23 protein-coding genes are annotated in these 23590 nt (G+C 60.5%); 16 read left to right on the forward strand and 7 right to left on the reverse strand.

The window, feature by feature from the left end; translation table 11 throughout:
• Positions 1-162 precede the first annotated feature (162 nt).
• A complete protein-coding gene (locus GA0061100_RS15390) occupies positions 163-1017 on the forward strand; it encodes a glycosyltransferase family 2 protein (protein WP_075853564.1) in 855 nt (284 codons plus the stop codon).
• Here the strand turns inward: GA0061100_RS15390 and GA0061100_RS15395 are convergent.
• Positions 984-2186: a glycosyltransferase family 4 protein gene (locus tag GA0061100_RS15395; protein ID WP_075853565.1), complete on the reverse strand. Its 1203-nt coding sequence runs from the start codon at positions 2184-2186 to the stop codon at positions 984-986. The two genes, GA0061100_RS15390 and GA0061100_RS15395, sit on opposite strands and share 34 nt — an antisense overlap.
• A 406-nt stretch (positions 2187-2592) precedes the next feature.
• Positions 2593-2829, reverse strand: coding sequence for an Lrp/AsnC ligand binding domain-containing protein (locus GA0061100_RS15400; RefSeq protein WP_047630985.1), 237 nt, complete (start codon positions 2827-2829; stop codon positions 2593-2595).
• Positions 2830-3037: 208 nt separating this feature from the next.
• Here GA0061100_RS15400 and GA0061100_RS15405 point away from each other — a divergent pair, with 208 nt between their 5' ends.
• The 3 genes from GA0061100_RS15405 to GA0061100_RS15415 all read left to right on the forward strand — a co-directional run bounded on the left by GA0061100_RS15405 (position 3038) and on the right by GA0061100_RS15415 (position 7092).
• The gene (locus GA0061100_RS15405) at positions 3038-4321 is read left to right on the forward strand and encodes an NAD(P)/FAD-dependent oxidoreductase (protein ID WP_075853566.1); all 1284 of its coding nucleotides are present in this window, start codon (positions 3038-3040) and stop codon (positions 4319-4321) included.
• A 98-nt stretch (positions 4322-4419) separates the two neighbouring features.
• Positions 4420-5955 carry an L-piperidine-6-carboxylate dehydrogenase gene (gene amaB / locus GA0061100_RS15410; protein ID WP_075853567.1) on the forward strand — a complete coding sequence of 512 codons (1536 nt, stop codon included), beginning with the start codon at positions 4420-4422 and terminating at the stop codon, positions 5953-5955.
• A 147-nt stretch (positions 5956-6102) separates the two neighbouring features.
• Positions 6103-7092: an Ldh family oxidoreductase gene (locus GA0061100_RS15415; protein ID WP_075853568.1), complete on the forward strand. Its 990-nt coding sequence runs from the start codon at positions 6103-6105 to the stop codon at positions 7090-7092.
• Between the two features lie 252 nt (positions 7093-7344).
• Here the strand turns inward: GA0061100_RS15415 and GA0061100_RS15420 are convergent, their stop codons facing one another.
• The 4 genes from GA0061100_RS15420 to GA0061100_RS15435 form a co-directional block, all read right to left on the reverse strand.
• The gene (locus tag GA0061100_RS15420) at positions 7345-8661 is read right to left on the reverse strand and encodes a glucoamylase family protein (RefSeq protein WP_075853569.1); all 1317 of its coding nucleotides are present in this window, start codon (positions 8659-8661) and stop codon (positions 7345-7347) included.
• 255 nt (positions 8662-8916) lie between these two features.
• Complete coding sequence (locus GA0061100_RS15425; RefSeq protein WP_083961362.1) at positions 8917-9480, reverse strand: TetR/AcrR family transcriptional regulator; 564 nt, start codon at positions 9478-9480, stop codon at positions 8917-8919.
• A 1-nt stretch (position 9481) separates the two neighbouring features.
• Positions 9482-9946: a nuclear transport factor 2 family protein gene (locus GA0061100_RS15430; RefSeq protein ID WP_075853570.1), complete on the reverse strand. Its 465-nt coding sequence runs from the start codon at positions 9944-9946 to the stop codon at positions 9482-9484.
• 90 nt (positions 9947-10036) lie between these two features.
• On the reverse strand, positions 10037-10900 hold the full coding sequence (locus GA0061100_RS15435; RefSeq protein ID WP_075853571.1) for a DMT family transporter: 864 nt from the start codon (positions 10898-10900) through the stop codon (positions 10037-10039).
• A 108-nt stretch (positions 10901-11008) separates the two neighbouring features.
• Between GA0061100_RS15435 and GA0061100_RS15440 the strand changes: the two genes are divergently transcribed.
• The 12 genes from GA0061100_RS15440 to GA0061100_RS15495 all read left to right on the forward strand — a co-directional run bounded on the left by GA0061100_RS15440 (position 11009) and on the right by GA0061100_RS15495 (position 22718).
• Complete coding sequence (locus GA0061100_RS15440; protein WP_075853572.1) at positions 11009-12418, forward strand: aminotransferase-like domain-containing protein; 1410 nt, start codon at positions 11009-11011, stop codon at positions 12416-12418.
• Between the two features lie 161 nt (positions 12419-12579).
• Entirely contained in the window at positions 12580-13236 is a 657-nt protein-coding gene (locus GA0061100_RS15445) for a response regulator transcription factor (RefSeq protein ID WP_075853573.1), read from the forward strand.
• Positions 13233-14609, forward strand: coding sequence for a sensor histidine kinase (locus tag GA0061100_RS15450; RefSeq protein ID WP_075853574.1), 1377 nt, complete (start codon positions 13233-13235; stop codon positions 14607-14609). The genes GA0061100_RS15445 and GA0061100_RS15450 overlap by 4 nt, the downstream gene beginning before the upstream one ends.
• 104 nt (positions 14610-14713) lie before the next feature.
• Positions 14714-15397: an MtnX-like HAD-IB family phosphatase gene (locus GA0061100_RS15455; RefSeq protein WP_075853575.1), complete on the forward strand. Its 684-nt coding sequence runs from the start codon at positions 14714-14716 to the stop codon at positions 15395-15397.
• Between the two features lie 20 nt (positions 15398-15417).
• Complete coding sequence (locus GA0061100_RS15460; protein ID WP_075853576.1) at positions 15418-16836, forward strand: aspartate aminotransferase family protein; 1419 nt, start codon at positions 15418-15420, stop codon at positions 16834-16836.
• Positions 16837-16840: 4 nt separating this feature from the next.
• Positions 16841-17794, forward strand: coding sequence for an arginase family protein (locus tag GA0061100_RS15465; protein ID WP_075853577.1), 954 nt, complete (start codon positions 16841-16843; stop codon positions 17792-17794).
• Complete coding sequence (locus GA0061100_RS15470) at positions 17791-18144, forward strand: DMT family transporter (RefSeq protein ID WP_075853578.1); 354 nt, start codon at positions 17791-17793, stop codon at positions 18142-18144. Before GA0061100_RS15465 ends, GA0061100_RS15470 begins: the two co-directional genes overlap by 4 nt.
• Positions 18141-19013 (forward strand): fatty acid desaturase family protein, encoded by an 873-nt coding sequence (locus GA0061100_RS15475; RefSeq protein ID WP_075853579.1) that lies wholly within the window; start codon positions 18141-18143, stop codon positions 19011-19013. Before GA0061100_RS15470 ends, GA0061100_RS15475 begins: the two co-directional genes overlap by 4 nt.
• Positions 19003-19818 carry an alpha/beta hydrolase gene (locus tag GA0061100_RS15480; protein WP_075853580.1) on the forward strand — a complete coding sequence of 272 codons (816 nt, stop codon included), beginning with the start codon at positions 19003-19005 and terminating at the stop codon, positions 19816-19818. Before GA0061100_RS15475 ends, GA0061100_RS15480 begins: the two co-directional genes overlap by 11 nt.
• Positions 19799-20947: a GNAT family N-acetyltransferase gene (locus tag GA0061100_RS15485; protein ID WP_075853581.1), complete on the forward strand. Its 1149-nt coding sequence runs from the start codon at positions 19799-19801 to the stop codon at positions 20945-20947. Before GA0061100_RS15480 ends, GA0061100_RS15485 begins: the two co-directional genes overlap by 20 nt.
• Positions 20947-21378, forward strand: coding sequence for a DMT family transporter (locus tag GA0061100_RS15490; RefSeq protein ID WP_075853582.1), 432 nt, complete (start codon positions 20947-20949; stop codon positions 21376-21378). Before GA0061100_RS15485 ends, GA0061100_RS15490 begins: the two co-directional genes overlap by 1 nt.
• Before the next feature lie 8 nt (positions 21379-21386).
• On the forward strand, positions 21387-22718 hold the full coding sequence (locus tag GA0061100_RS15495; RefSeq protein ID WP_425298684.1) for a class I SAM-dependent methyltransferase: 1332 nt from the start codon (positions 21387-21389) through the stop codon (positions 22716-22718).
• Here the strand turns inward: GA0061100_RS15495 and GA0061100_RS15500 are convergent.
• Positions 22659-23507: a MipA/OmpV family protein gene (locus GA0061100_RS15500; RefSeq protein ID WP_075853584.1), complete on the reverse strand. Its 849-nt coding sequence runs from the start codon at positions 23505-23507 to the stop codon at positions 22659-22661. The genes GA0061100_RS15495 and GA0061100_RS15500 overlap by 60 nt on opposite strands.
• Positions 23508-23590 lie beyond the last annotated feature (83 nt).

Consider the following 23590-nt stretch of genomic DNA (forward strand, 5'->3'; position numbering starts at 1 on the left):
AACCTATCGCACATATCCGGCTCTTCGTGGGGATAGCGTCAGCTCTATTTCATATGCCTTAATATTTAGGGTTTAATGCTGCACTAAGTTCGTTTTTTACTTCGGCTAATATTCTTTCTCTCTGATATTGGCCGTCCCCCGGGACTTGTGCGGAGGGTTCTAGTGTTCAGCCTCATCGTCTGCACGGTCGATCGGTTCGACCAGCTGGAGCGGCTATTCCGTTCGCTGGCTGGGCAGAGTCATAAGGATTTCGAGGTCATCGTCGTCGATCAGAATGCGGACGACCGACTGCTGGCGCTCATCGACGGCTTTTCCTCTTCCTTCCTCATTCGTCACGTCCACTCGCCGAAAGGGCTTTCGCGGGCACGCAACAACGGCATGGCGGTCGCAGAGGGCGACTATGTGTGTTTTCCCGACGATGACTGCTGGTATGAGGACGATACGCTGTCGACGGCTGCGACGCTGTTTTCAGCCCATCCGGAGCTGGCGATTATCACCGGCCGCACCCTCGATGCCGAAGGCATGGCCTCCGTCAGCCCGACGGGCGAGACGCGACTTGCGCTGACGCGGTGGAACTATCTGAAGTGCGGCAACTCCAATGGTATCTTCGTGCGCCGTGCAGCACTGGTTGATATCGGCGGCTTCGACGAGGATCTCGGCGTCGGTTCGGAATCGCCGTTCCAGAGTGGCGAAGAGGCGGATTTCCTGCTGCGCGCGCTTGCCGCCGGCAGACGAGCGATGTTCTTTCCAGAGCTCATCGTCCATCACGATCAGGTCACCAGCGAATATGGACCGCGGCAGGTGGAGCGGGCGCGCAAATATGGACGCGGCTTCGGCGCGCTGATGCGCAAGCAGGCCTTTCCCTTTTACTATGTCGGCTACCGACTGTTTCGCCCGGTCGCCGGTTGGCTGGCGGCGCTCGCGCGTTTCAATCTCGATGCGGCCCGCTACAAGCGTGCCTGGCTGATGGGCATTCTCGAAGGTTATGCCACCTGGCCGCGCTGGCGCAGGAGCTGAGGCGACTTGCCCTTCGGTGTCAGCGTCTCGGCATAGACGTCCATGTAGCGCTGGGCGACTTCATCCCATGCATAGGCGCGGGCATCGCGCAACAGTTCCTGCCGAAGGCTCAGATCGTCGGCCTCAAGGCGCTCGTAGGCCGCGGTCAATGTGTCGGCAGCTGCTTCCGGATCGGAAAAATCCGAAAGCATGAGGGCAGGATGGGTTTCGGCCATCGCCTTATAGGCTTCGTTGGCGTTCAGTACCGGCAGCAGACCGGCGCTCATGGCTTCGATCGCCACCAGACCGAAGCCCTCATATTCCGAGGCCGAGGCGAAGAGCGAGGTGCGGGCGATGATATTGCGGATTGAACCGTCGTCGATCGATACATGCAGCGCGACGTTGTGCTCCAGGCCGCGCGCCGCGATTTCATGTTCCAGCATTGGCCGATCGAGATCCGATGCAGCGCCGATAATGTCGAGATGCCAGTCTTCATGGCGGGCCGCCAGCACCTTCATGACATCGAGCAGATGGTCGAGCCGCTTGTTGACCGAGAAGCGGCCGATGGTGACGACGCGGCGGCGGGCTTCCAGGGCGGCGCAATTGGAAAACTTGCCGACATCGGCGCCGTTTTCGATGAGGCGGACACGGCTTTCGGCAATCTGCGCAAAGAGCCGCGCGTCGGACTGGCTGCAACAGATGAGAGAGGCGTAGCCGAGGGCGGAAAGCCGCGTTGCCGTGTTGAACCAGATCTTCTTGATGGCGGCATATTTCTGCGTGTGGAAGAAGCCGCCATGGGTGGTGGCAACCATCGGTCTCCCATGCATCAGCTTGCCCCAGGCTAATGCGTCGAAGAAGAAATCAACGGCGTGGACATGAACGAGGTCGGCATCGGCCAGATGGCGGAAGACTTTCGGCGCTAGCGGATAGCGGCTGGAGCCGGACCAGGGAATGCGGACGATCTCGATGCCGTCGATGGTTTCGTGTTCCGCGAGCTCCCGGCCGGGATCGGAAAACAGGCTGTTGCAGGTGACGACGCGCACGCGGTAGCCGCGTGCGACCAGCTGGCGGCAGAGATTGGCAACGACGTCTTCCAAACCGCCCTTGTTCGGCAGGAACTGGCGCACGACATGCACGATCAGCGGCCCGGTGTGCTTGTTTGCCTGATTATCCGCAACAGCCGATGTCATCGATCCACCCTCGACCTCTATACCGCGCCACGCGCCGGCAATCCGGCGCTGCAGCGCGCCGCCCGTTGATCAGTCGGCAAAGCAGATCATTGGGTCGGTTAAAAAGGGTTTAATCGCGGGTCGGCGAGCGTTGTGTTTCGGGCAAGAGGGTTAATGTGGGGGCGATATGCAGCGAGAAGGACAAGCGCGCCGGGGGAATGTGATGATGCTGGACTATTGTGCCATACCCCTCACCCTAACCCTCTCCCCGCATTGCGGGGAGAGGGGACTATTTCGGTGTTTGTGCTGCATTTGTGCCCCGACTACAGCACCCAGTGAACTCCCTCTCCCCGTCAAAAACGGGGAGAGGGCTGGGGTGAGGGGCAATTTCGAATGAGATGATGTATCGGCCCGAAATCCGGACCTCTCAGAACGCTCGGAAGGTCAGCGTCGTCAGCGAGCGGATGATGCCGGGGATATTGGCGATGTGGTCGTTGATGAATTTGCCGATATCCTGCTCCTCGGCGATGTAGACCTTCATCAGCAGGTCGTAGTCGCCGCTGGTGGAATACAGCTCCGAAACCAGCTCCGTCTGGTAGATCGCGTCGGCGACCTCGTAGGTCTTGCCGGGAGAGCATTGGAGCTGAACGAAAATGGGCTTCATGAGGATGTCCTGCTTTTGGCTGCGACCGCGATGGCGATCGGCTTTTCCTCTATAATGGTCGAAAGCGCTGTCGCCATGCAAGTTTTTCTCCAGAGCGGATGATTTTTCGGCATCATGCTATGTCCATCGGATGTCGCTCTTGCCGCTTCCGCAACTTCGCGCACAGCGCTAGATTGGCGCGATTATCTCTGTCGATTGGACCGATTTCATGCTGAATGACCCACGCTCCCATGGTCTCTGGGAAAAGACCGCCCCCTTGCCGCCGGCAACGAAGCCGCTTTCTGGCGAGATATCTGCCGATGTCGTGGTGGTCGGTGGTGGCTATACCGGTCTTTCGACGGCGCTGCATCTGGCGGAAGCCGGCACGAATGTCGTGTTGCTGGAGGCCAATGAAATCGGCTTTGGCGGTGCCGGGCGTAATGTCGGCCTCATCAATGCCGGCATGTGGGTGATGCCGGACGATCTTCCCGGCGAACTTGGCTCCGTTCATGGCGAGCGCCTGCTCGAGCTGCTCGGCAACGGGCCGAAGCTGGTCATGGAGCTGATCGACAAGCACGGCATCGCCTGTGAGCTCGAGCGCAACGGTACGCTGCATTGCGCAGTCGGGCCGGAGGGATTGAAGGAAATCGAGGAGCGTGCCCGCCAGTGGAGCAAGCGCGGCGCGCCGGTCACAGTGCTCGACGCGCGGGAGACGGAACGTCGCATCGGCAGCTCGGCTTATGCGGGCGCACTGCTCGACATGCGTGCCGGCACGCTGCAGCCGCTTGCCTATGCCCGAGGCCTTGCCCATGCCGTGGTGAAAGCAGGCGTTACAATCCATACCGGCAGCCATGTGACCTCGACGGAGAGAAGTGGCGCGAAATGGGTGGTTTCGACTGACCGCGGCAAGGTCAGCGCCGACTGGATTGTCGTCGCGACGGATGCCTACAGTACCGGTCCCTGGGAGGCGATCAGGAACGAACAGGTGCATCTGCCCTATTTCAATTTCGCCACCGTGCCGCTCGGCGACAACCTCAGTAAATCCGTGCTGCCGGGGCGTGAGGGTGCTTGGGATACCAAGGAAGTGCTCTCGTCCTTCCGCATGGATCAGGCCGGCCGGCTCGTCTTCGGCAGCGTCGGCGCTTTGCGCAATACCGGTCTTGCCATCCACAAAAGCTGGGCGCGACGGTCGATCAGAAAGCTTTTTCCGCAGCTCGGCGACATCCCGTTCGAATGCGAATGGTATGGCAAGATCGGCATGACCGACAATGCATTGCCGCGTTTCCACAAGCTGGACCGGAATGTCGTCGGCTTCTCCGGCTACAATGGCCGCGGCATCGCGCCCGGCACCGTTTTCGGCAAGGTGCTTGCCGGCCATATTCTCGGGCAGATTTCCGAGGCCGATCTGCCGCTGCCGGTGACCGACATCGTCGAGCCGAGCTTCAGGGCGGCAAAGGAAATGTGGTACGAAGCCGGCGCCCAGGCCGCGCATTTCGTCGGTGCTCGGGTCTGAAGCAATTCCAGGAAAAGTGCGCAGCGGTTTTCCGTCCGGAATTGCGAGACAATAGATAGAATAGTCAACGAAACAGCATCACGGGAAGAGGAAACAAGATGACCGCGACATCAGATCTTGCTGCCGAAACCAAGGCGATACTAACGGAGCTTGGCGTATCGGCTGATCGCTACACCGGCGGAACGCTTGCCGTCATCTCTCCGGTGACGGGCGCCGAGATCGGCCGGCTGAAGGAGCATTCGGCTGGTGAGGCGAAGGGTGCGATCGCGGCGGCGCATGAGGCGTTTCTTGCATGGCGCAATGTGCCGGCGCCGAAGCGCGGCGAGCTGATCCGTCTGCTCGGCGAGGAGCTGCGTGCCGGCAAGGCGGCGCTTGGTCGCCTCGTGTCTATCGAAGTCGGCAAGATCACCTCCGAAGGTCTGGGCGAAGTGCAGGAGATGATCGACATCTGCGATTTTGCCGTTGGTCTTTCTCGCCAGCTTTATGGCCTGACCATTGCCACCGAGCGTTCTGAACACCGGATGATGGAAAGCTGGCATCCGCTGGGCGCGATCGGCATCATCTCCGCCTTCAATTTCCCGGTTGCCGTATGGTCGTGGAATGCGGCGCTCGCCATCGTCTGCGGCAATTCCACCATCTGGAAGCCGTCGGAAAAGACGCCGCTGACGGCGCTTGCCGTGCAGGCTTTGTTTGAAAAGGCGCTGAAGCGTTACCTCGCCGAGGGTGGCGAGGCTCCGGCCAATCTTTCGACGCTGTTGATCGGTGGCCGCGATCTCGGCGAGTTGCTGGTCGATCATCGCCAAGTGCCGCTGGTTTCCGCGACCGGCTCGACGGCGATGGGCCGTGCGGTCGGCCCGCGCCTTGCCGGCCGGTTCGCCCGGGCCATCCTCGAGCTCGGCGGCAACAATGCCGCCATCGTCTGCCCGACGGCCGATCTCGACCTCACCCTGCGCGGTGTCGCCTTTTCCGCGATGGGCACGGCCGGCCAGCGCTGCACGACGTTGCGCCGCCTCTTCGTCCACGACAGCGTCTATGATCAGCTCGTTCCGCGTCTGCAGAAGGCCTATGGTTCGGTCACGATCGGCAATCCGCTTGAAGCTGGCACCCTCGTCGGCCCGCTGATCGATAAGCAGGCCTTCGACCGCATGCAGTCGGCGCTTGCCGCAGCGAGGGCGGCCGGCGGCACGGTGACTGGCGGCGAGCGTGTCGAAAACGCTTCTGCCGACGCCTTTTACGTCCGTCCGGCTCTGGTCGAAATGCCCGAACAGACCGGCCCGGTTGAGCAGGAAACCTTCGCGCCGATCCTCTATGTCATGAAGTACAGCGATTTTGACAAGGTTTTGGCGCTGCATAACGCCGTGCCGCAGGGCTTGTCTTCGTCGATCTTTACCAACGACATGCGGGAAGCGGAGACTTTCGTGTCGGCGCGCGGTTCGGATTGCGGTATCGCCAACGTCAATCTCGGTCCCTCCGGCGCCGAGATCGGCGGCGCATTCGGCGGCGAGAAGGAAACGGGTGGCGGCCGCGAGTCGGGTTCGGACGCCTGGAAAGCCTATATGCGCCGGGTGACCAACACGATCAATTACGGCCGCACCTTGCCGCTCGCCCAAGGGGTCAAGTTCGACGTGGCCTAGCGCAGGAGCAATTCCAGGAAAAATGCGCAGCGGTTTTCCGCCCTGGATGCGTAAAGGAACAATGAGACAGAGTTTTTGCTGCATTGCGATGGGGCGGATGAGGGCGTAGAAAGTCTTTATCCGCCTCATTTTTCAAGGTCTCCTCTCATGCATCTGTCGCTCGCCGAAGCCGAAACGCTTGTAGTGGAGGCGTTGCAGCGAAGCAGGGTGAGTGCCGAAAATGCCCGTTCCGTGGCTGTCGCGCTCGTCGCGGCGGAGGCTGCCGGGCAGGGTGGCCATGGTCTGCGCCGCGTCCCTGCCTATGCTGGCCAGGCCAGGGTTGGCAAGACCGATGGTTTTGCCACGTCACAGATGAGCCGGCCCTTTCCAGCTGTGCTGCGCATCGATGCCGGCAATGGCTACGCCTATCCCGCGCTTGATCTTGCCGTTGCCGAGCTTCCCACGATTGCCCGCGAGCAGGGGATTGCGCTTGCCGCCATCAGCCGATCGCACCATGCCGGCGTCATGGGCCTGACAGTGGAGCGGTTTGCCGATCAGGGGCTGGTGGCGCTGATGGTCGCCAATGCGCCGGCCTCCATGGCGCCCTGGGGCGGCAAGACGCCGGTTTTCGGCACCAACCCGATCGCCTTTGCCGCGCCGCTTCCGGGGGACGATCCGATCGTGATCGATCTGGCGCTGTCGAAGGTGGCGCGCGGCAAGGTGATGGCCGCGCGGCAGCAGGGCGCCTCGATCCCCGCCGACTGGGCTTTCGATCGCGGGGGAAAGCCGACCACCGACGCCGAAGAGGCGCTTGCCGGCACGATGGTTCCAGCCGGCGATGCCAAGGGGGCGGCACTCGCTCTCATGGTCGAAATTCTGGCGGCCGGCCTGACCGGCGCCAATTATGCCTTCGAGGCCTCCTCGCTCTTCGACGACAAGGGTGCGCCACCCGCGCTCGGCCATACGATTATCGCGATCAATCCGGCGGCCACGAGCGCGGCCGATACGGCGCAGCGGCTGGCTTTGCTGGCGGGTGAGATCACCCGCGATCCCAATGCCCGCCTGCCGGGCCGACGCGGTCAGAGTTCGCGGCGTCTTGCATTGGCGGAGGGGATCACCGTCGAGGATGAAGTGATAGCGGCGATAGAGAAGCTTTGAAGGTCGCTCAAGATGATGGACGGGTGAGTGTGGCTTTGTCGTGATCCGGTGCACGGCCCCTCACCCCAGCCCTCTCCCCGCGAGCGGGGCGAGGGAGTTATCGCGCAAAGCAATGTGTCGATGGGCGAAGAGGGTAGCGGTTTGACTCGTTCGTCCCCTCGCCCCGCTCACGGGGAGAGGGTTAGGGTGAGGGGCCAGGCAGGCAGTCGCTACGTTAACGAGGATGCCTGACGGCTACCCACGATCAAAAAATCAAGCGACCGCAGGCTTTTCGTTCAGCCAGCCGCCGGTGAAGCCGGCGCGTTCGAGGCCGGTGCGGAGGATCGGCGATTGCCGCATCAGATTCCAGATCATGCCGGTACGGGCGTTTTCGATCATCATGACCAACAGGCCCTGGTCGATGGCGACGGAGCGATCGTCCACCCAGCCTTCCGGACCTGGACCCTTGACGCTCGGATTGAAGCCGCCGGGGAAGCGGCCGTCGAGCAGCAGGTTGGGATAGGTCGAAAGCAGTGCCCGCGTGCCGTCGAGTGCGGCCTGGCGGTCGAAAGCGAGGCAGGATAGCGGTCCCCAAGGGGCGATGGTGCCGTCGTCCGGGCCAAGCGGTGCGCCGCGGGCGGCATAGCCGAAGACCTTCGGGGCATAGCGCAGGCTGTGCTTGGTGCCCGTCGGGTTTGGGCCGTCGCAGGCGGAAAGGCCCCAGATATCCTTCGTATAGCCCGCGAAATGGCCGGGATTGCGTTCGGTGTAGTCGCGCTGCACTGATATCGCCGTCTGCGTATTGCGGAAGTAATCGGTATCCTTGTCGGCGACATGCTTGTCGCGGATGCCACGAAAATCGATCCAGGCATGCGAGAAGAGGTGAATGAACAGCGGCCCCGCATAGAGGAAGGGCGTGTCCTTGAACATCATCCAGGTATAGGTCGAGGCAAAGGCGTCGTAGCTCGATGGCGGAATGGGATGCGTGGGCGAGCCGAGCGCCAGCACATAGAGGAAGATCGCCTCGTCATAGCCCTGGTAGCGCCAGCGCAGGAAACCGCTGGCCGGCTTCCAGCCCATGCTGATCGTCTGGCCCTTGTTCAGCGCCCAATGCCAGTCGCAGCGTTCGTAGAGGAATTTTGCCTGCTTGCGGAGGTCGCGCTCGACCTGACTGTTTCCGGTGAAATAGGCTGCCGCCGTCAGAACGCCGATCAATAGAAGACCGGTATCGATGGTCGAAAGCTCGCTGTTCCAGGCGCGGTTGCCTGTCTCCATATAGAGGAAGTGATAGTAGAAGCCGCGATGGCCGGTGGCGCCACGCTCGGTGCCCTGGTCGCTGTTGGCGAAGAAATCGAGAGCGGCCAGCACCCGTTTGGCCGCATCGGCGCGGCTGATCCATCCACGCTCGACGGCGACCGGATAGCTCGACAGCGCGAAGCCGACCGCGGCGATGCTGCAATGGCTCGTCTTGATCGATGTATCCGCCACCAGCCCGTTTTCGGGATTGGTGTGGAGCATGAAATAGTCGAACGCCGAACGTTGCAGTTGGTCGATCAGCGCATCGTCGGTGTCGTTTACCTGTTGCAGCATCGTCTATCCGTCTCCTCGGCGCTCCCGTTCCCTGCTGAGCATAGTAGCCTGGATAGTTGCAAATCAAACATGGTTAACATTGCCACGCATTTGTGGAGGATTGTTTAAGATCATGGTCTTATCCGCAGTCCATCCCCAATTCTTGAGGGCAGCGTCGCAGCTTTCGTCTGACTTGAGGCGCCAAGCCTGCCGATCAGCCATCTCCGCCAGGCGCTGAATGCCATGGCGGGAGGTGATTCGCGCTGGTCGCATCGCCTATCGAAGCGCTGATTCCATTCGCTGCTCCAGCCTTTTCAGGGTTCTGCCGAAAATCGCATCGTCTCCGAGGGCTCTGGCGAGCGTCAACGCGCCCTGGATGCCGACGATGGCCTCTTCGGCGAGCGCGTTCGCCTCCGTATCGGGCAGGCCGATTTTCCGCAGAGCCCGGGCAAGCGCTTCGATCCAGCGATGGAAATAGCCGCGGATGGCGGCGGAGAAGCGGTCGCGCGTTTCATCCAGCGCGAAGGCGCCGATCAGACAGACGCGACGGCCGGAACGGAAATAGCTGTCCGTCGTCTCCCACATGCGGGTAATGGCGGCGCGTGGTTCTTCCCTTTCGAGCGGTTCAAACATCTCCCTGACGAACCATGCGTCGATATTGGCCATGATCTCCGCCGCCATCTCTTCCTTGCCGCCCGGAAAGAAGTGATAGAGGCTGCCTTTCGACAGTTTCGTGCGCGCGGTGATCTCGCTCATCGACGCGCCCTCGTAGCCGAGCTCGCGGAAGACTTCGGCAACGAGGGCAATGGCATCCGGCTTTTCAAAGACGGTACGCACCATCTCAGAGGCCGAGATCCGACAGGCTCGGGTGATCGTCCGGCCGGCGGCCGAGCGGCCAATGGAATTTCCGGTCTTCCTCCCTGATCGGCATGTCGTTGATGGAGGCGAAACGGCGCTGCATCAGGCCTTCGGCATCGAATTCCCAATTCTCATTGCCATAGGAGCGGAACCAGTGACCGCTATCGTCGTGCCACTCATAGGCAAAGCGCACGGCGATGCGATTGCCTTCGAAGGCCCAGAGTTCCTTGATCAGCCGGTAGTCCAGTTCCTTTGCCCATTTGCGCGTCAGGAATTCGACGATCTCCTTGCGGCCGCGCGGGAATTCGGCACGGTTTCGCCACTGGCTGTCTTCCGTATAGACCTTGGAAACACGCTCGGGATCGCGGCTGTTCCAGCCATCTTCGGCCATGCGGACCTTGGCGATGGCGGTTTCCCGGGTGAAAGGCGGGACGAGTGGGGTCGGCATGATAATTTGGCTCCTTCTAAACCGATTGGTTACTAATAGACCGATCGGTTTAGAAGATCAAGCGGCAGTACTCTTGCTGGGGCAGTGACCTCAATGGGCGAATTTTCGCGCCCCGGCGACGCAGGCGACGACAGCAAGTGTTACGATCAGCATTGACCAGCTGACGCTTTCCTTGAGGAGCGCTGCGGCAAGTGCAAAGCCGAAGAAGGGCTGCAGGAACTGCAGCTGGCCGACGGCTGCGATGCCGCCCTGGGCAAGCCCGCGATACCAGAAGACGAAGCCGATCAGCATGCTGAAGAGCGAGACATAGATGAGACCGAGCCAGGCAGGACCGCCGATGCCGTCGATGCTGTGCGGCATGGTCATAACGCAGAGCGCGATCATAACCGGCAGCGACAGGACAAGTGCCCAGCAGATGACCTGCCAGCCGCCAAGCCGGCGCGACAGCACCGCGCCTTCGGCATAGCCAAGGCCGCAGACGATCACGGCAGCCAGCATCAGGAGATCGCCGACCGGCGAGGCCGATATGCCCTGGGCCAGCGCATAGCCGCTGACGAGGGCGCTGCCGATGGCGGAGAAGATCCAGAAGGCGGGCCGCGGCCGCTCGCCGCCGCGCAGCACGCCGAAGATGGCGGTTGCCAGCGGCAGCAGGCCTATGAAGACGATTGAATGGGCCGAGGTGACATGCTTGAGCGCCAGCGCCGTCAGCAACGGAAAGCCGACGACGCAGCCGAGAGCGACGATGGCGAGTGAGGTGATATCACTGCGGCTCGGGCGCTTTTCACGAAAGGCAAGCAGCAGGCCAAGACCCAGGAGGCCGGCGATGGCGGCTCGGGCAACGGTCAGGAACAGAGGGTCGAAATCCATCACGGCCACCCGCGTCGCCGGCAACGAGCCACTGAAAATCACCACTCCCGTCAAACCGTAGATCCATCCTGTCGTCGTCTTGTCCATTGCGCATGCTCCTTCTTGATCTTCGCGGTATCGGCGTATTTGCCTGGTCAAGCCAGAGACGGTGCAGTACAATCTATAGGAACTGTTATGGCATGAGAGGCAATACGGATGGATGATCTGTCGGTGGCAAGCGCAGCCGGCGGCACGCGCATCGAGGGGGTGATGGCTGCGATTTCGGATCGTATTGCTACCCGCAGCCTGATGACGGGTGCGCGGCTTCCCTCCGTGCGCGGCTTCGCAAAGACGATGCAGGTGTCGGTTTCCACCGTGGTTGAAGCCTATGAACGGCTCGCCGCCGAAGGCACGATCCGCTCCCGGCCAGGTGCCGGATTTTATGTCTGCGGCCCGTTGCCGCCGCTTTCGCTGGCCGAGACCGGAGCGAAATCGGATCGCAATGTCGACCCGCTATGGATCTCCAGGCAATCGCTCGAGGTGGGCGACGATGTCCTGAAGCCCGGCTGCGGCTGGCTCCCACCCTTCTGGCTGCCGCAGGCGGCGTTGCGCAGGGCGATGCGAACGATGGCGCGCGGAGATATGGGGGCGCTTGCCAATTACGGGACGCCGCTCGGTCTGCCGCCGCTGCGGCAGTTGCTCGCCCGCCGTCTCGGCGAACATGGCATCACGGTGCCGCCGGATCAGATCCTGCTGACGGAATCCGGCACGCAGGCGATCGATCTTCTCTGCCGTTTCCTGCTGGAACCCGGCGATACCGTTCTGGTGGACGATCCCTGCTATTTCAATTTTCACGCGCTCTTGCGGGCGCATCGCGCCAATGTCGTCTCCGTGCCCTTCACGCCTACGGGGCCGGACGTCGAACTGTTCGGGCAGATCCTCGAACGGCACAGGCCGCGGCTCTACATCACCAATTCCGCCATACACAATCCGACGGGGGCGACACTCTCGCCCGTGACGGCACATCGGCTGCTGAAGCTGGCGGATGCTGCCGGGCTGACGATCATCGAGGACGATATCTTCGCCGATTTCGAGGATGTGCCGGCGCCGCGGCTTGCCGCCTATGACGGGCTCGACCGGGTGATCCATATCGGCAGCTTTTCGAAGACGCTTTCGGCCTCGGTGCGCTGCGGTTTCATCGCGGCGCGCCGGGACTGGATCGACGGTCTTGTCGATCTCAAGGTCGCCAGCAGCTTCAGTTGCGGCCAATTGTCGGCCGAGCTCGTTTATCTCTCGCTGAAGGATGGCAGCTACCGCAAGCATGTCGAGGCTTTGCGGGTACGGCTCGCCAAGACCATGGCGGAGGTATCGACGCGGTTGGAGGCGATCGGCATCGTGCCATGGCTGAAGCCCCGAGCCGGGATGTTTCTCTGGTGCAGATTGCCGGAAGGGCTCGATGCTGCCGATGTCGCGCGTGCCTGCCTTGCCGAGGGCGTCGTCCTTGCGCCGGGCAATGTTTTCAGCCTCTCGGATATGGCCGGACGCTTCATGCGGTTCAACGTCGCGCAGTCGACCGATCCCCGGATCTTCGAGGTGCTGGAGGCCTCCATGCGGAAACTGAGATAGCGGCTTTTGCCGGTGGATTGCGGTGCATTTTCGCTCTGTTTGAAAGATGCAGGACGCCCGCGCTCTTGCCAGGCGGAAATGATCCGTCATAGCTTTGCCACATCGCCGCTCCAATTGCGGCTCACATCGGCTATGAAATATAAGGCTAAGTGAGGTCGGTCGTGCGCGTTCTGCTAGTTGAAGACGACAATATCCTCGGGTCATCGCTGAAGAAGGCGCTGGAAAAGCACGCCTATGGAGTCGACTGGATGCGCGACGGCGAATCCGGCCTCGAGGCGGCGGCGCATTCGCATTTCGCGGCGATCGTTCTCGATATCAATCTGCCGCTGCTGAGCGGCATGGAGGTTTTGCGACGCATCCGCCAGCGGGGAAATTCCGTGCCGGTGCTTTTGCTGACGGCAATGGATTCCGTGCGCCAGAAGGTCGAAGGCCTGGATGAGGGCGCCGACGACTATCTGGTCAAGCCGTTCGATCTCGACGAGCTGCTGGCACGGCTGCGCGCGCTCATCCGCAGGCGCGACGGGCGGACCGAAAGCGTCATCCGCTGCGGCGACGTGGAGGTCGATCCTTCCGCCATGGTGGCGCGCAAGGGCAATGCGCAGGTCCATACCACGGCGAAGGAATTCCACCTGCTCAAGCTGCTGATGGAGCGCAGCGGCCGCTACGTGACGAAGAACGATATCGAATATGCGCTTTATGATGCCGAAAACACCGTCGAGAGCAATACGATCGAAGTGACGATCTACAATCTGCGCAAGAAGCTCGGCACCGATTTCATCAAGTCGATCCGCGGCGTCGGCTACATGATCGAGCGATGAACAATTCCACGCTTACCCGCAAGCTATTTCTCCGTATCGCGCCCGTCGTCGTGGTGACGATCGTCGTGATCGCCGCTTTCGCCTTCAACAGTGCGACGCGGGAGATCAACAATATCTACGATGCCCAGCTGATCGACGATGCCAACGTGATCTGGAGCCTGCTGCGCCGCCCGCTGGAGAAGAATCCGGACCACGCGGCCAAGCAGATCGATGATATCGACTTCAACATGGACAATCAGCTGGCCTTCAACGAAGACGCCGATGATTATGCCGATGCGCATATGTTTCGCGCCTGGGTCGACGGCAATATCCGCTTCTACAGCAGCACGGCCTTTCTCTCCGACGTTCCGCAGCAGAAGGTGGGCTTTACCACGCTGACCTATGGCGGCGACGAGTGGCGCGTCTATTCGCTGCCGATCCCGAACACGACCATCGTGATCGAGCTTGGCGAAAAGATCGCGCTTCGCGAAACGCTCGTTTCCAACATTCTGCTCAACCTGTTCTTTCCGCTGCTGATGCTGGTGCCGGTCATCGGCTTTCTCATCTGGCTCGGCATCAATAGCGGTCTGCGCACCATCCACGGGCTGGTGCGGCAGATCCGGACAAGATCGCCTGAAGATCTCTCGGCTATCCCTGTCGAAGAGCTGCCGCGCGATCTGCTACCGCTTGGCCGGTCGATCAACCAGCTGCTCGAAAAGCTCGGCCAGTCACTAACGCTAGAGCGGCGTTTTTCCGACCTTGCCGCGCATCAGCTGCGCACGCCGCAGGCGAGCGTGAAGCTGCTCCTGCGGATGCTCGAACACAGCGACAGCGATCACGAGCGGCAGGCGATCATTTCCGATCTCGTGGCCAGCAACAACCGCACCATCCATCTGATCGAGCAGCTGCTGCGTCTCGCCAGGGTCAGTCATCACCCCCTTAATCTGACATCGGTGCCTCTCTATCACTGGATGGCGTCGCTCATTGCCGAATTCGGCAACATCATCACCAGCCGCGAACTCGACGTCGTGCTGGAGGGGGATGAGGTGATCCAGGTCAAGACCGACGAGTCGCTGCTGCGCATGCTGGTCACCAATCTGCTCGACAACGCCATCAAATACACGCCAGTCGGCGGGGAGATCAAAGTTTCGATCGCTTCGGAGGATGGTTTCGGCCGCATTTCGGTCAGCGACAGCGGCCCCGGCATCCCGCTACATGAGAGGGAAGCGGTATTCCAGCGCTTCTATCGTCTCAACACGCTTCACACGGAAGGGGCTGGCCTTGGTCTCGCTATCGTTGCGGATACGGCGGACCGTCTTTCGGCAACGGTCGACCTTTCTACTTCACGTTTGGGCAATGGTCTTCAGGTCGATCTAAGATTGCCGTTGAGTTAAAAATACAACGTCTCGTCGGTTTTCATTTTCGCATCATTTTCCGCTCATACCCGGCTCATCTGAGGTTGTTAGACGCAACTTAGGATAAGGCGAAAGGGTATTTCATGCAGGTGTTTTGCGATTTTGATGGAACCATATCCATCGAAGACGCGACGGATATGGTGCTAACCCGTTTCGCCGGTTCAGAGTGGGAAGATATTGAACAGCTGTGGAAGCAGGGGCTGATCGGCTCCGGCGAATGCATGCGCCGCCAGATCGCTCTCATCCAGGCAAATCGCGGCGAGCTCGATCTGTTTCTCGACACGCTGTCGATCGATCCGGGCTTCGAGAGTTTCCTGTCCTTTTGCCGCCGCGACGAATTGCCTGTCACAATCGTCAGCGATGGTGTGGACTATTTCATCCGCCGTATCCTGGCGCGCCATGGCATCGAGGGTCTGCCGATCGTCGCCAATGTGCTCACTTGCAGCGTTTCCCAGGGCCGTGAGTCTTATTCGCTGTTTCCGCCATTCACGGCGATCGGCTGCGTATCCGGCGCCGGCGTCTGCAAATGCCGCGTCGTCGATAGCAATGATCTGCAGGTCTACATCGGCGACGGGCGAAGCGACTTCTGCGTTTCCGACAAGGTCGACCTCGTTTTCGCCAAGTCCAAGCTTGTCGACTACTGCGAGGAAAACGCCATTCCCTATGTCGGCTTCGAAGACTTTTCCGATCTGCTTCCAAAGATGGAAGCCGTTCTCCCGAGCGTCGAGCGACGCTCCCGTACGCTGCCGCATTTCAAGACGGCGTAAACCAGACCAAGAGGCATTGAATGAAAACGAATGCAGCCCAGGCCTTCAGCGGCGAGACCGAGTCCGTCCGCTCCGAAGAAGAATTGCGCGCCCTCGAAGAGCTCTATTGCTCGCATGGCGACACGGTTCACTACACTGACAAGCCTAAATTCTTCGAGGAATGCGAAGGTTCCTTCGTCTACGATCGGACCGGAACGCCGTTCCTCGATCTGCAGATGTGGTACTCCGCCGTCAATTTCGGCTATCGCAATGAGCGCCTGAACGAAGCGGCTCATCGCCAGCTCGATCGCCTGCCGCAGGTCGCCTCGCAATATCTGCACCGTGAGAAGGTGGAGCTTGCGGCGATGATTGCGCAGGATGCCGAGCGCAAGTTCGGTCACAAGGGCCGCGTCCACTTCAACGTCGGCGGCTCGCAGGCCGTCGAGGATTCGCTGAAGCTCGTGCGCAACTACACCGGCGGCAAGAGCCTGATGTTCGCCTTCGAAGGCGGCTATCACGGCCGCACGCTCGGTGCGTCGGCAATCACCTCGAGCTATCGCTATCGCCGTCGCTACGGCCATTTCGGCGATCGTGCCCAGTTCGTCGAATTCCCCTATTACTTCCGCGGCCCGAAGGGCATGTCGAAGGAAGAATACGGACATTATTGCGTCCAGAAGTTCGCCCGCCTGTTCGAGAGCGAATATAACGGCGTCTGGGATCCGAAGGCCGGCAAGTCCGAATATGCCGCCTTCTACATCGAGCCGATCCAGGGCACCGGCGGCTACGTCATCCCGCCGATGAACTTCTTCGTCGAACTGAAGAAGGTTCTCGACGACCATGGCATCCTGCTCGTTGTCGATGAAATCCAGATGGGCGTCTACCGCACCGGCAAACTCTGGTCGATCGAGCATTTCGGCGTTTCGCCTGACATTCTCGTCTTCGGCAAGGCGATCACCAACGGCCTCAACCCGCTTTCGGGCGTCTGGGCCCGCGAAGAGATGATCAACCCGACCATCTTCCCGCCCGGCTCCACGCATTCGACCTTCGCCAGCAACCCGATGGGTACTGCCGTTGCGCTCGAAACCATGAAGATGCTGGAAGAGGAAGATTTCGGCGCCGCCATCATGGAGAAGGGTGCGCACTTCCTCGACGGGCTGAAGCAGCTGCAGAAGCGCCACGCCATTGTCGGCGAAGTCGATGGTCTCGGCCTCGCGCTGCGCATGGAAATCTGCCAGGACGACAGCTACACGCCGAGCAAGGCGACGATGGACTGGATGTGCGACGAAGGCATGAAGGGCGACCTTCAGGTCGGCGGCAAGACCTATGGCCTCGTGCTCGATGTCGGCGGCTACCACAAGAACGTCATCACGTTTGCTCCCAACCTGCTCATCAGCCGCGAAGAGATCGACCTGGCGCTTGCCCTGCTCGATCAGCTTCTGACGCGCGCTGCCCGGAGATAAGGCCGTGCAACTGCTGCTTCTTCATCTCGATGATGCTTTGGAGTTGCAGCCTGATTTTGTGCGCGCCTGCAAATTTGCGGGCGCGCACCAGTTTTTCGGCAAGAATGCGGGGCAACAGGTTCGGCTGTGGAGCAAACAGAGTGCTCTTGATGATCTCAGTCGAGAGATCGTCAAGAACAGGCCGACGACCGGCAAGGACCCGCAATTGTGCTTCATGGGCTCCGGCGATTTCCACCATGTTACGGCTCTGCTGCTCGACGGCGCACTCGAACGACAATCCGGCGCGACCACGCTGATCCACTTCGACAATCATCCGGATTGGGTCAAATTCGACGGCGGCATGCATTGTGGCTCCTGGGTCAATCGCGCTCTTGCCAACCCCAGTATCCAGAAGGTCGTCACGATTGGCGTCTGCAGCCATGATCTTCGCAGTCCGGAGCGCAAGGGCGCCAACCTGCACTGGCTCGGCGACGGCAAGCTGGAACTCTACCCTTACGAACATCCGCCGAGCCGCGTGGTGGCCGACTACGGCACCGGTGCCAGCTATCGGCAGGAAAGAGGTGCGCTGCACTGGAAATCGATCGTCGAAATCGGCGAGGACAATTTCATTGACCACATGCTCAGCCGCATTCGTACCGAGGCCGTCTACGTCACGATTGACAAGGATGTGCTGGCGGCCGACGATGCCGTTACCAATTGGGATCAGGGCCGCATGCGGCTGCCCTATCTCCTGGCTCTGATCAGCGAAATCGGCAGCCGCCACCGCATCATCGGCGCGGATGTCATCGGGGATTATTCAACTCCGAGCTATGCTGGCAGCCTTCGAACACAGTTCATGAAGCGTGCGGAGATCTTCATCGATCAGCCGCGCATGCGGCAGGGTGCCGAAACAATGAGGAATATCAACAGCGCGGCCAATCACGCCCTGCTGGAGGTGCTGGCGGAGTATATGCAATGACTGGCAGCCTGACACTTCCCATGCTTGGGCTCATCTTGTTCTGCGTGGTCGCCGAGACCGCCCGCGAAGTCTGCTTCAAGCAATCGGCCAGCGAGAACGCCCCCCTTAAGGCGCTGGCAAAACCGGTCACCTGGCTCGGCATTCTGCTCTGGGCCGTGGAGCTTTTCACCTGGACGGCCGTTCTGGAGCACGTACCACTGACCATCGCCTTCCCGCTGATGGCGATGAGCTATGTTGTCATCGTGCTCGCCGGTGCCGTCATCTTCAAGGAAAACATCAACCTGCGCCACGCGACGGGCGTTTTTCTCGTCACCGCCGGAGTGGTTTGCGTGGGAGTTACAGGACTATGAAAATCTTTGCGCACACTCGATGGGATCTGGCACCGGTTCTGGCTGCCGTCGCCCATCTCGCCTTCGACGTCTATCTGATCGTCGGCTTCGAAAGCCGGCCGCTTTGGCTCTCGGCCATTCTCGGCTGCCTCTATGCCGTTTCGATCTCCTGGAACATCAACAGCATATCGCACAATTTCATCCACACGCCTTATTTCAAGCCGCGCTGGATGAACTACGGCTTCAGCCTGCTGGAATCGGTCGCGATCGGCTTTTCGCAGACCTATTATCACTGGGTGCATATGCGCCATCATTCCGGCAACAGCGACCGTCCGAACGAAAAGGGCGAGACGATCGACATGTTGTCGATCTATCGCTATGGCCGCGACGGCCAACCGGAAAACGTCTGGTCCTATACGTTCCTGAGCTTTTTCCGTGACAGCCTCGGCGATATTCACAAGGCAATTGCCCGCAACCGCCCGTTCGATGCCGCCTGGGGGCGGTTCGAGCTCTATTTCTTCCTGGGGCTTGCCGCGATCGCGCTGATCTACGACTGGAAGGCGGTCCTCTTCTTCGTGCCGTTCTACTATATCGGCAATTGCCTGTCGTCGTTGAACGGCTATTACGAGCACCTGAACGGTGATCCGGACGAGCCGATCGCCTGGGGCGTTTCGAGCCACCAGCCTTTCTACAACTGGCTGTGGTTCGGCAACGGTTATCACGCCGAGCATCACTATCGTCCGCGCACCCACTGGACGAAGCTTCCGGCGCTGCACGACCAGATCAAGGAAGAGCAGGAAAAGAACGGTACGCATGTGATCAGCACCTGCCATGCGCTTGGCTTCATGGCCAAGGAAAACCGGCAGTCGGAGCTATCTCATGAAAGCTGATGAATTGAGCTTCTTCATGGAGGGCTCAAACGGCAAGGGCGTCCTTCTGGTCCACGGACTGACGGGGGCACCTGCCGAAATGAAGCTGGTGGCTCGGCATCTCAACCGCAAGGGCTATAGCGTCTATGCGCCGCTGCTGGCCGGCCACGGCGTCGATGCGAAGACCTTGCGCCAGACCCGTTGGGAAGACTGGCTCGCCTCGGTTGTCGAGGCATCGGAGCTGCTGGCATCCAGAACGCAGGAAGTTTTCGCCGCCGGTATCTGCGTCGGCGGCAAGCTCGCGATGCTGGCTGCCGAACAGCAGAAGAAGACCATCAGCGCCGTGGCGATCTATTCCCCCTGCTTCAGTTATGACGGCTGGGACGTTCCTTTCTACTATCCGCTGCTGGCCTCGCAGATCGGCTGGCTGTCGCGCGTTCCCTTTCTCGATCGGTTGAGTTTCAGCGAGACGACCTCGCTCGGGATCAAGGACGAGCGCATGCGCCGGCTGATCGAAGGCATGGCGAGCGAAGGGGTCCTGGAAAAGTTCCCCGGCAAGGGTTTGGTCGAGATGCATCGGCTGGGCAAGACGCTTCGCAGCATGCTGCCGCAGATGCAGACGCCGACGCTGATCCTGCATGCCGAGGACGACGATCTCGCCAGCCCGAAACATGCCCGCTATATTTCCGAGCATATCGGTGCTCCGCACGAGCTGAAATGGATCACCGACAGCTATCACATGATCCATGTCGACCGGCAGCATCGGCAGGTGGCCGATTTCACGGCCGATTTCTTCGAGGCGCGCCATGTCGCAGCCGCTGCTTAAAATCGTGCCGCAGTCGATCGGTAACCCGGTGGCCGAAGTTCATTTCAGTATTCGCGCCATCGGCCGCGATGCATGGAATGCGTGCTTTCCGAATGATGTCGAGGACTATGATTGTCTGCTGGCGATCGAGGAGGCCGGCCTCGAAGGGTTCGAATGGCGCTATATTACCCTTACGGAAGGTGGACATGTGAGCGTCGCCATGCCGGCCTTTCTCTGCCTCTATGCTCTCGATACGACGCTGGATGAGGGGTTCCTGCGCCGGTCCGTGCGCAGCGTGCAACGGTATTTTCCAGGTTTTCTGAAGCTGCGTCTTGCATGTTTGGGATCGCCCTGCACCGAGACCGGTGCGATCGGCTTTCATCCTGACGTCCCGCAGGAGCGTCGTCGCATACTCCTGACGGAGATGTTGTCCTTTTTCGAGCAGGTCGCCGCGACGGAGCGTTGTGCGCTGATCGGTCTGAAGGATATTCCGGAGCAGGCTTCGGCGGAGTTCGGCGATCTATTTGCCGCGCGCGGCTATGCCTCGATCGGCGCTCTTCCGACGGCGTGGCTCGACATCGATTTCAAGACGATCGATGAATATCTCGCCAGGCTTTCGTCCGGCACCCGCAAGGACATGCGCCGCAAGATGAAATCCTTCGACCAGGTCAGGGTCGAGATGCGGACGGATTTCGGCGAATTCCTGCCCCAGGTGATGGCGCTCTATCACGACACGCGCAACCGCAGCGAATGGCAGTTCGAGGAGCTGACACCAGCCTATTTCCAGGGCATTCTCGCCTACATGCCCGGCCGCTCCTTCTGCGCCTTCTATTTCGTCGGGGACAAGCTGCTCGCCGCCAACCTGATCGTGCATGACGGGCGCATGGCCATCGACAAGTTCTTCTGCATGGATGGGGAAAAGGGGCGACCCTACAATCTCTATTTCATCAGCTGGTTTACCAATCTGCGTTACTGCCTGGAGAACGGCCTGAGCCGTTATCAGAGCGGCCAGGCCCATTATGAAAACAAGCTGCGCCTCGGCAGCAAGCTGACCGCCAATGCGATGTATTTCCACCATCGCAACCCATTGCTTCAGAGTGTGCTGCGGCTGGTATCGCCGCTGTTCTCGACAGACGAGGCGGATGCGTAATGCCTAGTATACGTTTTTTCTGGCTTGCCGTGCCGGTGCTGAGCACGCTGTACCAAGTTCTCATCAAGCTTGGCGCCGGGCATTTGCACGATGAAGGTATGCAGGCATGGCTGTGGCAAGCCCTTTCCTCTCCATGGATATTGCTGGCCATAGCCATCGAGATCGTCGGTTTCTTCATCTGGATGAATGTGTTGGCCGAGCTCGATCTCAGCCGCGCCTTTCCGCTTACGGGCATCAGCTACGTGCTGATCGTCGCGACCGGCTGGTTCGTCTTTGGCGAGCGGGTCGTCGCCTTGCAGATGGTCGGTAGCGGCTTGATCCTGACGGGGGTCTGGCTGATTGCAGGCGCCGGTGTCGAGACGAAAGAGCATCAAGAGGAATTGGAGCCGAAGCAGGAGGAACTGCGTACGGGGACGGGCAAGGATAGGTGATGTCCAATATGCAAGCTGACAATCGCCCCAAGGGCAAAGGCAATGCGGTTTTCTCCGGTCTGACGGATTGGTGCGTCAAGCGCGCATTGTCTTCGATCGTCACGCGCGGCGCGCTGACCGTGACGACGGCAAGCGGCCGTGTGCTGTCCTTTGGCGACGGCACCGGCGAGCCGGTCCATGTCCGTTTCACCGACGATCGCGCCGAATGGGCGCTTCTCATCGATGCCGATAAGCGGCTTGGCGAACTCTTCATGGACGGCCGCTTTATCGTCGAGCGCGGCACGCTCTATGATTTCGTGGCGATGATGCTGCGCGAGGGGCAGAACAGTACCCACCCGCTCATTGCCCGCATCATCGATCACATCAGGACGAAGCTGCGGATTTTCCGCCACCGCAATCTGCCTGGGCGATCGAAAGCCAATGTCGCGCATCACTATGACCTCGATGGCCGGCTCTACGAGCTCTTCCTCGATCCGGACCGGCAATATTCCTGCGCCTATTTCGAGCATGCGGATCAATCGCTTGATGACGCGCAGATTGCCAAGAAGCGCCATCTCGCCGCCAAGCTTTTGATCCAGCCGAACAACAGCATCCTCGACATCGGCTGCGGCTGGGGCGGCCTGGCGCTGCACATGGCGGAGCAGGCGCCGGGCGGCTACGTGCTCGGCGTCACGCTTTCCGAGGAACAGCACGAATATGCTTCGAAGCGCGTTGCCGACAGGGCCGGGGGAACGCCGGCCGAGGTTCAGTTCGCGCTGAGGGACTATCGCAGCCTGACCGGCCGTTTCGACAGGATCGTCTCAGTCGGCATGTTCGAACATGTCGGGCTCGCCTCCTATCGCACCTTCTTCCGCAAATGCGCTGAATTGCTCGAGGATGACGGCATCATGGTGCTGCACACCATCGGCTGTTCGGCGACGCCCGGCTTCACCACGCCATGGCTCGACAAATACATCTTCCCAGGCGGTTATATTCCGGCACTGTCCGAAATCGTGCCCGAGATCGAGGCGGCTGGACTTGCCATCACCGATGTCGAAGTGCTGCGGCTGCATTATGCCAAGACGCTCGAGGCGTGGCGGGAGCGCTTCATGGCGCGCTGGGACGATGCCGCCAAGCTTTACGACGAGCGCTTCTGCCGGATGTGGGAGTATTATCTTTCGACGGCGGAGGCCGCCTTCCGCTACGAGGATCTCGTCGTCTTCCAGATCCAGATCGCCAAGCGCAACGACATCATCCCGCTGACGCGCAACTACATCGCCGAGAATGAAGCGAAGAGCGCCTCAAAAATTGATGTTGAAGGTTCTGTTCAGCGTGAAGCCAATGATGTTCTGGTCGGGTGAGCCGAAGCGCGAGGTGATCGGGCTATCGGCGGCATCGCCCACAAGACGGTTATATTTCTCGTAGACCTGCACGCTCCATTCCGGGGAGATCGTATAGGTCGCAGCCACGGTGAAGCCGACCGATTTCACGCCGGCGCCGGCATCGAAGGCATTGATATGGCCATGTCTCGCAGCTTCACTCTCCGAGATGCCGAAGTTGGTGCGCATATACACTGAATTTGCCATCGACAGGCGAGGGCCGGCAGACAGGAGCCATTTGTCTCCGAGCGGCTGGAACCAGTCGAGGGCGAAATCACCGACCAGACCATCGCCGCCCCAAAGCGACTGGCGTATTTCCGTGCGGAACCGGAGCCGATTTTCCATCAGCCAATATTGAGCGAAGCCGCCTGCATCGAAATTCCAGCGCACCCTGCGCTGGCTTTGCAGATGCAGATCATTGAGATCGAAGCGGTCATCTCTCAAGCCGACCACAGGGCCGATTTCGAGGCCGCCGAGATCGAAAAGCTGAAAGTCGAAATTGTCGTCCGGAGCGCTGTATTCCGTGGCCTCGCCGAGGCGGTGGACGTCGAAAGATGGCAGGGCGCCGAAGGTATAGTGCTTCGATCCCTCATAGCTCGGTCCGTATTCCACGGTTGCCCCAAGCGTGACGACCCAAGTGCTGGATGAGGATTTAGGGGCGTCGTCCGCTCTGGAAGAGGCGGGAAACATACCGGCTATAGACGCCGCCAGCAGCCCCGTTCCGGCCAGCACGGAGAGCCGGGCGGAGAAAGATGTCCCAACATTTAACACTCTGACAACACCTGATGCCTGATCGCCCCTGCAGCACTACTAGCACAGCTCGCGGCTTGGAAAATAGCGGAAAGTTCGAAAGC

This window comes from Martinezella hainanensis, assembly GCF_900094555.1.
GTDB lineage: Bacteria > Pseudomonadota > Alphaproteobacteria > Rhizobiales > Rhizobiaceae > Rhizobium > Rhizobium hainanense.